The organism is Methylophilus sp. Leaf408 (assembly GCF_916856905.1).
Lineage (GTDB): Bacteria > Pseudomonadota > Gammaproteobacteria > Burkholderiales > Methylophilaceae > Methylophilus.
In genome coordinates, this window is the sequence record NZ_CAKASK010000001.1 from 2,048,138 (window position 1) to 2,060,205 (window position 12,068).

General features: G+C 49.6%; 12 protein-coding genes. 5 read left to right on the forward strand and 7 right to left on the reverse strand.

Annotation, left to right across the window (positions count from 1 at the left end; translation table 11 throughout):
- Positions 1–18 precede the first annotated feature (18 nt).
- Complete coding sequence (locus LPA26_RS09615) at positions 19–675, forward strand: hypothetical protein (RefSeq protein ID WP_229008135.1); 657 nt, start codon at positions 19–21, stop codon at positions 673–675.
- A 1-nt stretch (position 676) separates the two neighbouring features.
- On the opposite strand, the gene LPA26_RS09620 is transcribed toward LPA26_RS09615, so the two are convergent.
- The 6 genes from LPA26_RS09620 to LPA26_RS09645 form a co-directional block, all read right to left on the reverse strand.
- Entirely contained in the window at positions 677–2,410 is a 1,734-nt protein-coding gene (locus LPA26_RS09620; RefSeq protein ID WP_229008136.1) for a TolC family protein, read from the reverse strand.
- Complete coding sequence (locus LPA26_RS09625; protein WP_229008137.1) at positions 2,407–3,714, reverse strand: HlyD family secretion protein; 1,308 nt, start codon at positions 3,712–3,714, stop codon at positions 2,407–2,409. Before LPA26_RS09625 ends, LPA26_RS09620 begins: the two co-directional genes overlap by 4 nt.
- On the reverse strand, positions 3,704–5,398 hold the full coding sequence (locus LPA26_RS09630) for a peptidase domain-containing ABC transporter (protein WP_055868831.1): 1,695 nt from the start codon (positions 5,396–5,398) through the stop codon (positions 3,704–3,706). The genes LPA26_RS09625 and LPA26_RS09630 overlap by 11 nt, the downstream gene beginning before the upstream one ends.
- Before the next feature lie 144 nt (positions 5,399–5,542).
- The gene (locus LPA26_RS09635) at positions 5,543–6,988 is read right to left on the reverse strand and encodes an ammonium transporter (protein ID WP_229008138.1); all 1,446 of its coding nucleotides are present in this window, start codon (positions 6,986–6,988) and stop codon (positions 5,543–5,545) included.
- A gap of 15 nt (positions 6,989–7,003) precedes the next feature.
- Positions 7,004–7,342: a P-II family nitrogen regulator gene (glnK, locus tag LPA26_RS09640; protein WP_018986930.1), complete on the reverse strand. Its 339-nt coding sequence runs from the start codon at positions 7,340–7,342 to the stop codon at positions 7,004–7,006.
- 76 nt (positions 7,343–7,418) lie between these two features.
- Complete coding sequence (locus LPA26_RS09645; RefSeq protein WP_055830442.1) at positions 7,419–8,390, reverse strand: TorF family putative porin; 972 nt, start codon at positions 8,388–8,390, stop codon at positions 7,419–7,421.
- A gap of 254 nt (positions 8,391–8,644) precedes the next feature.
- Here LPA26_RS09645 and LPA26_RS09650 point away from each other — a divergent pair, with 254 nt between their 5' ends.
- From LPA26_RS09650 to LPA26_RS09660, 3 genes are read left to right on the forward strand one after another with little or no spacing between them, the layout of a single operon-like run.
- Positions 8,645–8,893 (forward strand): accessory factor UbiK family protein, encoded by a 249-nt coding sequence (locus LPA26_RS09650; protein WP_229008139.1) that lies wholly within the window; start codon positions 8,645–8,647, stop codon positions 8,891–8,893.
- 45 nt (positions 8,894–8,938) lie between these two features.
- Positions 8,939–10,438 carry a YifB family Mg chelatase-like AAA ATPase gene (locus tag LPA26_RS09655; protein ID WP_229008140.1) on the forward strand — a complete coding sequence of 500 codons (1,500 nt, stop codon included), beginning with the start codon at positions 8,939–8,941 and terminating at the stop codon, positions 10,436–10,438.
- 11 nt (positions 10,439–10,449) lie between these two features.
- Positions 10,450–10,953, forward strand: coding sequence for a DUF1993 family protein (locus LPA26_RS09660; RefSeq protein WP_229008141.1), 504 nt, complete (start codon positions 10,450–10,452; stop codon positions 10,951–10,953).
- Positions 10,954–10,957: 4 nt separating this feature from the next.
- On the opposite strand, the gene LPA26_RS09665 is transcribed toward LPA26_RS09660, so the two are convergent.
- The gene (locus tag LPA26_RS09665) at positions 10,958–11,341 is read right to left on the reverse strand and encodes a hypothetical protein (RefSeq protein WP_229008142.1); all 384 of its coding nucleotides are present in this window, start codon (positions 11,339–11,341) and stop codon (positions 10,958–10,960) included.
- A gap of 284 nt (positions 11,342–11,625) precedes the next feature.
- Here LPA26_RS09665 and LPA26_RS09670 point away from each other — a divergent pair, with 284 nt between their 5' ends.
- Positions 11,626–11,781, forward strand: a complete 156-nt coding sequence (locus LPA26_RS09670; RefSeq protein ID WP_200934447.1) for a hypothetical protein — start codon at positions 11,626–11,628, stop codon at positions 11,779–11,781.
- Positions 11,782–12,068 lie beyond the last annotated feature (287 nt).

Here is a 12,068-nt window from a genome sequence, read left to right on the forward strand (position 1 = left end):
ATTCGTAAAAGCGCGTTTATGTTTGACGATTTTCCAAGTGACCTGCGCCAGGAAATAGCGCAATCGGCTGCCAGGCTGATGTTTGAAGAAGGCATTAGCGACTATGGGCGCGCCAAGCGCAAAGCGGTGAAACTGCTGGGGATACAGCAGGATGCCCCGTTGCCGACAAATGCAGAGATAGATACAGCTTTGCGCCAATACCACGCGCTTTATGCCGATGAGGCCGATGCCGCCCATTTGCATGATCTGAGGCAGGCCGCACTGCTGACCATGCAGTTATTGCAAAAGTTTAATCCGCACCTGACCGGCCCTGTACTAGACGGCACTGCCGGACCTTATGCAGATACGGATATCCATGTGTTCGCCGAAAGCGCAAAGGAGCTGGAAATATACTTGCTGAACCAGAATATCCCTTACCACGGCGACGAACAGCAATACCGGATGTCAGATCGCCCAGGCAAGCAGAAACATGACCTGGTGCGTAAGCGTGTGCCTGTGGTGCTCGTAGAAACCCGGTTTGGTACGCAGCGTATCAGTATTTTTGAGGCGGATGATATCCGTACAGCGCCACGTAAAAATGGCGAGAAGTCCGGCATAAACCGGATGAATTTATCGCAGTTTAGCGAGATGGTGCGTTCGCAACAGTCAATGAATACACCATTGCCAAATCAATAGCTTATTGCAAGCTAATCTGGCCGTGACCTAATACCGTACCGGTCGCATACGCCACATCGACCAGCGATATCTGGTAATCACTGATGGCGCGGATTTCCTTCATTTGCGCCTCACCCAGTCGAGTCAGTGTTTCCAGCACTTCTGTCATGGTCCGCAGTCCCTCATTAAACTGTTTGAGCTCTGCTTCGTAGTTGATTCCCGCGACCAATACCTGCTGGCGTGCCGCGATAATCCGTTGCCAGTTCTGGTCTATCTTATCGAGTGCATCGTGAATCTCGCGCTTGACCGTCAATGTCTGCAGCGTCTTGGTGGTTAAACGCTGCATGCGCTGCGCAATCGCGCGATCCAGCTTGGCTTTGCGCGCCTCATTGCTTACCGGCATCTCGAACTTTAAGCCTAATGACCAGTCGCGGTAACGGCCATCAAACAAATCCTGGCCGATATCACTGAAGCGCTCACCTGAGCCGGACAAAGCACCATATTGATAATCGAGCGAAAACATCGGCAAAGTCTGGTTTTGCAGATAATCAATTTGAATCAGGTCAGCACTTAACTTGAGTTCCTGATCCAGCAACTCGATACGACTGTCCAGTGCATCGCGGATCAAGTGCGCACGGTTAAATTCGAATTTCACCAGCTTTGGCGGACTGGCGGGCACCCAGGGCGATTGTTTTTCCTGATCATCCGGCAAATCATTCAATAAAAACTGTAATTGTCTATGGGCAAGCTTGAGATTGGTTTCAGCGACAATCAGTGCTTCCATGCGATCTGCCACGCCAATTTCAGCGCGGTTGATTTCGACCGCAGCCGTCAGGCCTTCCTGCACCCGGCGTTTGACCATAGCCATATTCTGGCTGGCATATTCAAACTGGTTTTTCCGGACATCCAGCGCCGCCCAGGCTTCGTATAACTCCCAATAAGCCTTATCCACCATCGCCACAATGCGGATCGTCTGCAAACGGGTGCGCAATTGCACCCCATCCCGGTCGAGTTCGGCTATGCGGATACTGGCCTCATTCACATCACGCCCGGCATTGCGCAACAACGGCTGACTAAAGGAAAAACGCAGCGCACTACGGTATTGGTCGCTGGCAAATTTACCCAGACTTTGCCGGTTTTCCAGCGGCGCACTCAGGGTTACGGTACCACCGGTACGCAATGGCACCTTGATGCCAGCCTCCACATCCCAGTATTCTTTTTTCTGGGCATCGAGGTTTAATTTAGCCAATTCACCATCCAGCAACGGATTGTCGGATTTGAAAATCACTTTGTCACCAGACATCGGTGGCGTGTCTTTCTCGGCATATTTGGCATAAGCGAAAATCACCTGGTCAAATTTGGCCTGCTCTTCGCGCAATGACTGTTTGGCTAGTTCAGGATCCATCCGGGCGACTTTCACCTGTAAATTGTTTTGCAGTGCACGTTGGCGGATATCGGCAATGGTGACCTGCTGACCTGGCGCTTCGGGCAGCATGCTGTCGTCTTCAGGATTATCAAATGGCAGCAAAGCCCGCTTGAGGTCTACCGAGACTGAAGGCCTGCGTTGCTGTAGCTTAACCGCATCATGCAAGGGTTGCGGAGGTTGCTGACTATATTCTTCCAGTGCCCTGCCTTCAGGCTTTTCCAACCGTTGCCGGGTGCGTGTATCACTGACTTCGTCTGCGAAAACCTGATTGCCTACACTGATCATCATCCATAGAATGGCAGAGTGCCAAATGCCGGTCTTATCCCTCATGCTGGTTTAGCCGTCCCAGTGTTCAACGGTGTTAACTCATGCGGGATACGCGGTGGAAAGCCGTTCAACAAACGCCAAAGTTCATAGCCGATAGTGACGCGCTCCAGCAACACCCAACCCTTGGCACTGATACCCTGCCGCAAGAATCTCGGTGACGGCCATTCTGGCGAGCCGGGTTTGTGCACAACCATAATGCGGAAGTGACCGCTGCCATTATCGGTAGGGTCAACAAAAGAAATTTCCCCTTCAAAGGTACCGACGCCCACCTGTGCCCAGCCCGGCACCTGAATAGCAGGCCAACCTTCAAACTCCAGACGAACGACACTCTTCTGGGTAATCAAAGGGGCATCCCGGCCATCGACCCACAACTCGACGGCACGTTGTGACGTATGCGGCACGATGATCAATAAGGGGTCGCCTTGTTTGATGATTTGTGATTGCGAATTCACCGGCAAGCGGAAAATAGTGCCGTCACGCGGTGCAACGATCTTTTGCATGTTTTGCCGTGCTAACGAGATTTCGGAACTATGCAGGCTATTTTCACTATCGGCCATTTCACCTTTAATCTTATTGATGGTCGCAGAAGTGGAGTCCAGGTAAGCCTGGGTATCGGAGCGGATTTGCTGAATATCGGCACCGGCAGAACTGGCTTCTGCCTTCGCGGATTGCAGCTGTGCCTGCGCCGAATTTAAGTTACGACTGGCAATAATATGGTCGCGTTCGGCTACTTCCAAGTCACGTTTGGACACAAGACCGTCATTAAATAAACGTTGCAGCCGCGCCACTTGCGAACTGGCTGCATCAAGTGTGGCCTGTGCAGAATTCACCGCCTCCTGACTGCTGCGGATTTTTTGGTTGGCGACATCAAGTTTGTATTGGGCAGCGGCGATTTTGGCATCGCGGGCGGAGGTCAGGCTTTGTTTTTGCAATTCATAAGCACTCAACTCATCCTGCTTAGCCATGAATTTGCTTTGCAGATTGTCCCTTTGTGCTTCCAGGCGCTGCTTGAAATTAGGGTCGGTATCACTGATTTCCAGCAGCAAATCGCCTTCTTTGACTTGAGTACCTTCTTGCACATGCCAGCGATTGATCAAGCCACTTACCGGCGCATCTATGGTTTGCACACGCTCCGAAGGAGAATAAGCCGTAACTTTACCCAAGGCCGTCACGTTTTGCTGCCACGGTAAAAACATAAAGATGGTCGGCAATACCAGCAACAGCCAGGCCATGCGCTTGATCCACAGGCGTAAGCGCTCTGGTGTTTCAACGCCGCGTACCAGAGGGGTGGGCAGCTTAATTTGCATGTTCAGCCCCTGACTTGCCGTTGCTGCCTGGCTTATTATTGGCAGATTCCAGGGTAATCACCTGCTGGAACTGCTCTGCAATATGCTTGAAGCGAGTAGTCACAATCAGCATCCAGTTTGCCTCGTAGCGTTTCAGCATTGCCAGCACCTGATCCAGTTCGTACTGGGCCAAGCCATCAAGCAACCCGTCGATAATCATCAAATCCGGAGCGCCGATAATTGCCCTCGCCATCATCAACCGCTGAAGTTGCGTGTAAGACATGGGGGCGCCATAGTCGGTCAGTTCGGTTTCTATCCCATTCTCAAGCTTACTGATGTCTTCCCATAACCCCAGTATCTGCAATACATCGACAATGACGTCAATCTCAATATCATTTCGGGTCAAGCGCAAATTATCGAGGATAGTACCTTGCTGCCATTCTACCTTGCCCGCCACACCGATACGGTCACGCAAATGATCCAGATCCAGTTGGCGCAGATCAATGCCGTTGTAAGTCAAATGCCCTTGGGCCGGTTGACGCAGTCCTGTGATCAGCTCAAGCAAAGTGCTTTTGCCGGTCCCCAATGCCCCAAGAATCGCCAGGCTCTGTCCGCGCCGCAGGGTAAAGTTAAGGTTGTTCACCAGCACCGTTTGCTGCTGGTGCTGATAACATAAATCGACCACCTGCAATTCGCGGTAGCCATTTTCGTTTGATTGATGCTCGCCTGACACTTCTACTGGCAAGGTTTCCAGCACACCGAGCTTGTCTACCGCGGCAAGTAGATCATAAAAGTATTCCAGCTTGGTGATAAAGCGTACAAAAGCTGACAGCACGCCAAAAATGATCAACTCGGCAGCCACAAACTGGCCGAGGTTGATTTGGCCCTGGATCACCAGCGTACCACCCAGAACCAGCATACCAGTACCTATCAGCGCATACATGCTGACAGCGCTGATGAGCTGCGTCATTAACACGCGAAAATGATCAGTCCTTGCGTTAAGGTAATACTCGGCCAGATGCTCGGTAGTTTTAAGGGTACGTTGCCGGGCGCCATAAAATTTGGACAACCACTTGTTTCTGGCAATATTCTCCAGCCAGGCAGCCATGGTGTATTTGGTTTTGGATTCTTGTATTGCAGTCAGTTCGGCCTGCTTGCCGAGCCAGAAAATCACTGCCCACAGAACGACCAGCATAATAATGACCAGGATGCCAAAATACAGGCTATAAAAAAGTAGCACAATGCTGCCTATCAAGCCTTGCAATAAGGCTGTCAGGCCAATGGTAAGCAGTGTCGCAACGGATTTCTGGACCGTCTGGATATCGAAGTAGCGGTTGACCAGCTCAACTGGGTTGTTTTTATCGTAAACAGATATATGGATTTGTTGGGTGTTGTGCGCTATCAATAAGCTATTACGCACAAAAATCCGCCGCTGGATCAGTTCCACCAGGAAGCTTTCAATGACGTAGATGGCGCCGGAAAGACCGAGCAGGCAGAATAGGATAAACCCGACGACGTAGAGCGGTTGCAATACGCCACCCATGGTCACCAGATTGACCATGGTTTGCACCGCGACAGGGGTCGCGATGCCCAACAGGCCATAGCCCATGGTCAGGTAAACCAATAACAGGATATCCTGTTTTTCAAAACTGATTAACTGGGAAACTCGTTGAAGAGGTGTTAATTCGGACTGTGCTTTTGCCATAATAAAGTTATTGTAATTCAGGCCCACTGCATTGGTGTGTGACAGTATGGATTAAGTTCCAAAAAAAACGGCTCAAGAAGAGCCGTTTTTCCTATCTTGCCTGCAATCCAGGTTCGAAATTAATTACTGCGATCTATCACTATATTAGAGGCTGTACGCACGCTCACCGTGCTCAGTTGTATCCAGGCCTTCGCGCTCGTACTCTTCACTAACACGCAGACCCACTACGACATCAACCACTTTATACAGAATCACGCTTACAACACCAGTCCAGATCAGCGTTACGACTACAGCGATGATTTGAGTAGTTACTTGACCGCCCATGGTTACGCCTTCAGCATAGCCTACACCACCCAGGCCAGGCGCCATCAGTACGCCAGTCCCTACCGCGCCCCAGATACCAGCCAGGCCGTGCACACCGAATACATCCAGTGAATCGTCGTAACCCAATGCGCCTTTCAGTTTAGTCACGCCCCACAAGCTTACGAAGCTGGCAGTGAAACCGAGGATGATAGAACCCATAGGGCCGATGAAACCACATGCCGGTGTAATTGCTACCAGGCCAGCAACCGCACCTGAAGCAGCACCCAACATGCTTGGCTTGCCTCTGAACAGCCACTCAGCAAAGATCCAGCCGATGACCGCTGCAGCTGTTGCCAATTGGGTATTAATCAATACCATACCGGCAGTCGCATCTGCAGCCAATTCGCTACCTACGTTAAAGCCGAACCAACCCACCCACAGCAATGAAGCACCAATCATGGTCATCACCAGGTTGTGCGGAGGCATCGCTTCTTTACCGTAACCGATACGCTTGCCTAACATCAATGCGCCAACTAATGCAGCCACACCAGCGTTGATATGTACGACAGTACCACCGGCAAAGTCTTTGGCACCCAATTCAGCAAGGTAACCACCACCCCACACCATATGCGCGATTGGGATATAAGCAAATGTCACCCATAAAGCAGTAAATAGCAGCACGGCAGAGAACTTGATGCGCTCAGCAAAACCACCGACGATCAAGCCAGGTGTTAACGCAGCAAAAATCATCTGGAAGGTCAGGAACACATATTCAGGGATCGTGCCGGACAAACTGTCAGTCGTGATGCCAGACAAAAATGCCTTGCTCAAGCCGCCGACAATCATATTGCCCTCAGTGAATGTCAGGCTGTAGCCATAAGCCGCCCACAACACAGAGATCAGCGAGAACACCACAAAAACCTGCATCAATACTGACAACATGTTTTTCTGGCGTACCAAACCACCATAGAACAGTGCCAGGCCAGGAATCGTCATCAGGATCACCAGCACAGTCGCGATAATCATGAATGCGGTATTGCCGACATCCAGTGTCGCAGGTGCAGCGGCGGCCTCAGCGGGTGCGGCCTCAGCGGGTGCGGCCTCAGCGGGTGCGGCCTCAGCGGGTGCGGCTTCTGCTGCTGGCGCTTCGGCTCCAGGTGCAGCATCAGGCGTCACTGTTTCCGTCACAGTAACAGTTTCTGTCACAGTTTCTTCAGCATAGGTGACTGGAGTTGCTGCCAAACCCATCAGGGCGACCAGCGATAATACAGAAAGAATTTTCTTCATAGCTGAAGCCCTCTCCTATAACGCATCCGGACCGGTTTCACCGGTGCGGATACGATAAACTTGTTCCAAATCGAAGACAAATACTTTGCCATCGCCAATCTTGCCAGTCGCCGCCGCTTTCTCGATGGCATCTACCACCTGGTCCAGCATATCGTCTTTAATGGCTACTTCGAGTTTTACTTTTGGTAAAAAGTCCACGACATATTCAGCGCCACGATACAACTCGGTATGCCCCTTTTGGCGTCCAAACCCCTTTACTTCAGTGACGGTGATGCCTTGTACCCCAATGTTGGACAAAGCTTCACGCACTTCATCAAGCTTGAACGGCTTGATTATTGCGGACACAAATTTCATTTGCTTCTCCTGTTGTTAACTCTGGCAGGCACCGTGCCCGCCAGATGTGTTTACAGCACTTATGTTTTTACAACACTTAGAACGTACGAGTCAGAGTAAATACCAAGCGACCTTCGTTCAAATCTTTACTTTGGGCACGAGTTGCATCGCCTTTACCGTTAAAGCTTGTACCGCCGTAACCGTTTTCACCCCAGTACTGCCTATTGCTGGCACCTACGTAGTAGATACCGCCGTTCCAGCCTTCAGAGGCACCGATTTTAAACGCTTTGCTCAACCCGATTTTGTAGTCAGTGTAATCAGGGCTGGAAGCACCTGAAAAGCTTGTACTTGGACCGTTGATACCACCATCACTTGTAAACGTAGTATCCAGTTTACCATTGACATTCAATTGGCCCACGTGACCTACCAGTGTCAGGTCCCACCATGGCAATGGATAGTTTGCGTTCACTTCAAAGTAAGTACTGCCTTTTGTACTTCCATCCCAGCCGGTTGCGCGCTCAGCACCAAACCAGTCAGTCAATGTTACAGAAAGCTTCGTGCTCAACCAGCCATAAGCCAAACCAAAGTTAACTTCAGCGGTATCCCAGCGGCCACCACGTGGTGTTAATACAGTGTTTGCACCATCTGGTCCAAGAGCAGCAGAGCTTCTGTATTTTTTCCATGAACCACCTGGATACAGGTAACCGATCAAACCAACGCTGTAGCCTAAACCTTCAACGCCAGGTACGGACCCATTATAACCACCGTAGACATCAACTTCAGCCGTTGCATCAGGGAAAGTGTTTGGTGTGACGTTAGAACCCCATGCGCCGACGTAAAAGCCGCTGTCATGCGTAATATCCAGGCCACCTTGTACAGAAGGTTTGTGCCAGTTTTGTGAAATACCACGTGCGTAGTAATCAGACACGAAGCCAATGTTGGCTGTCGCTGCCCATGGAGATTTTGCTTCTACAGCCGCGGGCGCTTTTTCTTCAGCTTCAGCTGCATAAGAAACTTGTGCGAGTGACAAGGTGCCTAATACTGCTGTAAGTAAAATAGATTGACGCATTTATGAGTCCTCTCTCTATAAAGTCTTGATCGAATTGTTGTAAACGAGAATGAAACAACATTGACCACTAAGCAAAGCATGTGCCAATCAACATAATTGTTTAAAATCATATATTTAAGTTATTATTTAAAATTTTAATTTCTTATACTTTTATAACCATTTGATTTTTATAGTTTTTATATAAAAATTAGGCGTTAATTTTAGATTTTCTGTTGCTTTACATGCTAGAATTCCAGAAAAAGGAGCAATAAATTATGTTATTTTCAAATGAGAGAATCAGAGAATTATCTTTTAAAATCAAACAATTAATTGAATCAAGCCCAATTTCAGAGCTTGAAACAAATATTCATGCACTAATTCAGGGCATGCTCACCAAAATGGAACTTGTTTCCCGCGATGAATTCGATATCCAGTCGGCTTTACTCGCCCGTACCCAGCAACAATTACGAGTACTGGAAGAAAAAATCAGCACCTTGGAACAAGCTCACATCTCAGAAAAGTAAAAAATAATTTACAATTGTTAGCATTCCGTTAAGCAGGAGTGCAGCATGAGTCTGGCAGTGTTATATAGTCGCGCTTTAAGCGGGATGGAAGCACCAGAAGTGGTCGTAGAAGTACATTTAGCTAATGGCTTGCCCAGTTTTACCATAGTTGGGTTACCGGAAACCGAGGTCAAAGAGAGCAAGGATCGGGTTCGCGCCGCGATCCAGACCGCGCAATTCGAATTTCCGGCCAGAAGGATAACCGTCAACCTGGCCCCTGCAGATTTACCTAAAGAAGGTGGTCGCTATGACTTGCCTATCGCTCTAGGCATTCTGGCCGCCTCCGGCCAGCTTCCCAAAAAGCATTTAGCCAGTTATGTGATTGCCGGCGAGCTGGCCCTTACGGGTGCATTGCGTCCGATTCGCGGCGCACTCGCCATGACTTATCAATTACGACAGGATACCGAAAATGTACGGGCGGCGATTCTGCCCCAAGAGAGTGCATACGAAGCAAGTTTGGTCGAAGGCTCAACGATTTATGCCGCCGACAGCCTACTAGCCGTATGTGCGCACTTGTCTGAAAAACAGGCGTTGTCACAGCAACCCGCCATGGCTCACAGCGAAACACCCATATTGGCGGACTACCGGGAAGTGAAAGGGCAACTGCGCGCCAAGCGGGCGCTGGAGCTGGCGGCCGCCGGGCAACATAGTTTGTTAATGAGCGGCCCGCCCGGTACCGGAAAAAGCATGCTGGCGCACCGGTTTATGAGTATCTTGCCGGCGATGTCTACACAGGAAGCGCTGGAGAGCGCGGCCATCTTGTCACTCAATAGCCAATTCCCCGCTTCAAGCTGGAAACAGCGATCTTTTCGCGCCCCACACCATACTGCCTCAGCAGTCGCACTGGTCGGCGGGGGCAGCGTGCCGCGTCCGGGAGAGATCAGTCTTGCCCATCATGGCGTGTTATTCCTCGATGAACTGCCTGAGTTTGACAGAAAAGTATTGGAGGTTCTGCGCGAGCCACTAGAAAGCGGCACGATTACGATTTCACGCGCTGCCAGGCAAGCCACCTTCCCGGCACAGTTTCAGTTACTAGCTGCCATGAACCCCTGCCCTTGCGGCTATTACGGTCACTATAACCAGCGCTGCCGCTGTACGCCGGAACAGATAGCGCGTTACAAAAACAAGCTTTCCGGCCCGCTGCTGGATCGCATCGATATGAACATTGAAGTCCCTGCGCTCAAACCGGAAGAGTTAAGCCATAGCCAGGTGGGCGAAGCCAGCGTCAATATACGGGAGCGTGTGATGCTGGCAAGGCAGAGGCAGATGCAGCGCCAAAATAAACCGAATGCCGCGCTTGGACCACTTGAAATCGAAGCACACTGTCAGCTAAATGATAAAAGCCATGTGTTGCTACAGGCGGCGATGAAGAAATTCTCGCTGTCTGCGCGTAGTTATCACCGCATCCTCAAACTGGCGCGCACGATTGCAGATTTAGCTGAGAGCCCCACGATTAGTGATACACATATCGCTGAAGCGTTACAATATCGACGTTATGAATATTGAAAGCGCTCTCTATGCATTTATATGATGTCAGCATCGCGCCGTTGGTGCGCAACCTGCAAAACCTGAAACACATCCTGCAGCAAGGTGAACTGTATGCCGAGCAGAAAAAAGTGGAGCCACAGGTAATACTCAATAGCCGACTCTCTATCGATATGTATCCGCTGACGCGGCAAGTACAGCTGGTTAGTGATATGAGCAAAGGTGCTGGCGCCAGGCTGGCCGGCCTCGAAATCCCGCAATATGCAGACGATGAAACCAGTTTTGAGATGCTGTATGCGAGAATCGATAAAACAATCGATTTTTTATCGAAGATTCAGCCCGCACAGTTAGAAGGCGCAGAGAGTAAAGAAGTGGTGCTGACAATCCGAAAAATCGACCTGACTTTTACCGGACTAGATTACCTGCAGAAATGGGCGATGCCGAATGTCTATTTTCACATCACCACGGCTTACAACATCTTGCGTCACATCGGCGTGCCGTTAGGCAAAACGGATTACCTGGGGCAAAAACGCTAATCTTTCATGAACGCTGGCGCCAGTAATTGGCGCCATCCCCTGCATCTTTTAACATGGCCTGCCTGCGCAGCGTTTCAAAAGCTTCATCCTGGGAAATATTTTGCGCATGTGCAATCTCGCTAGCGCGTGCCTTAGCACTGGAAACCCATGCTGGATTTTGCTGATAGCCTCTATCCTGCATGCAACGATCCAGCACGCGGGATTGCCTGGCAAACTTTTCCTGTTTCTGGAATGGTAGCGCCTCAGGCAACTCAGCCGCCGCCTTACTGGCGATTAGATCGCATTGATTGATTGTTTGCGCCAGCTCACCATGCACGACTTCCGGCGCGTCTTCATGCATATTTTGCCAGTAAAGCACGCCTGCGCTTATAACCAATATCACAGCCATTAGACCTATCACTTTTAGCGTTTTCATTGTGTAAAGCTCTCATCTCTCGCAGTCCATATCGCTTATTTTGCGCGCATTCAATGCTTTATACCAGCCATCAAAAAACAATCTTTTGACACATACATTGCATATTTGCTTCATTAAATTTTCATACAAGGCCAGTAAGCTAAGCATCATTAAAGATCAATCGCAGTAGCGGCAATGAATGATTATGTGACTGCTATCAAGATTTGATCTGACATGACGTTATTAACTTATTTAGAAGTGCATCTAAAGGAAATATCATGAACAACTGGCAGGAAGAACCGCTGACTTATACCGCTAGCATGCCTGAACTGATGACGGCACAGGATATTATGTATCTTGCTGAAGACATTGTTGCTGACAATAATATACTGGCTATTTACAAGCCAGCTGAACTGTCACTCGAAGTCGTTTAATCAACCCTCTTTTCTTTCACAGATTGTTGCGATGCAATCTGTGTCACAAAGGCGTTAAGCCTTTTTAAATTTGCTATTGCCGATACAGTTTGTGTCACCAAACCGGCCATCATTCGCTCATGTAAAGTCACCTAGTTGTAGGACTCAAACGCATAGACAGCCGAAAGATGTTTGCCTAGAATAAACTTTCCTCAACTATCACGACAGGAGGCAGGTATGTTTCAAGGCGCCATTGGAATCTATGCACTGATTGGTATTGTTGTAGTGATTTGTGCGATTTTGTATGT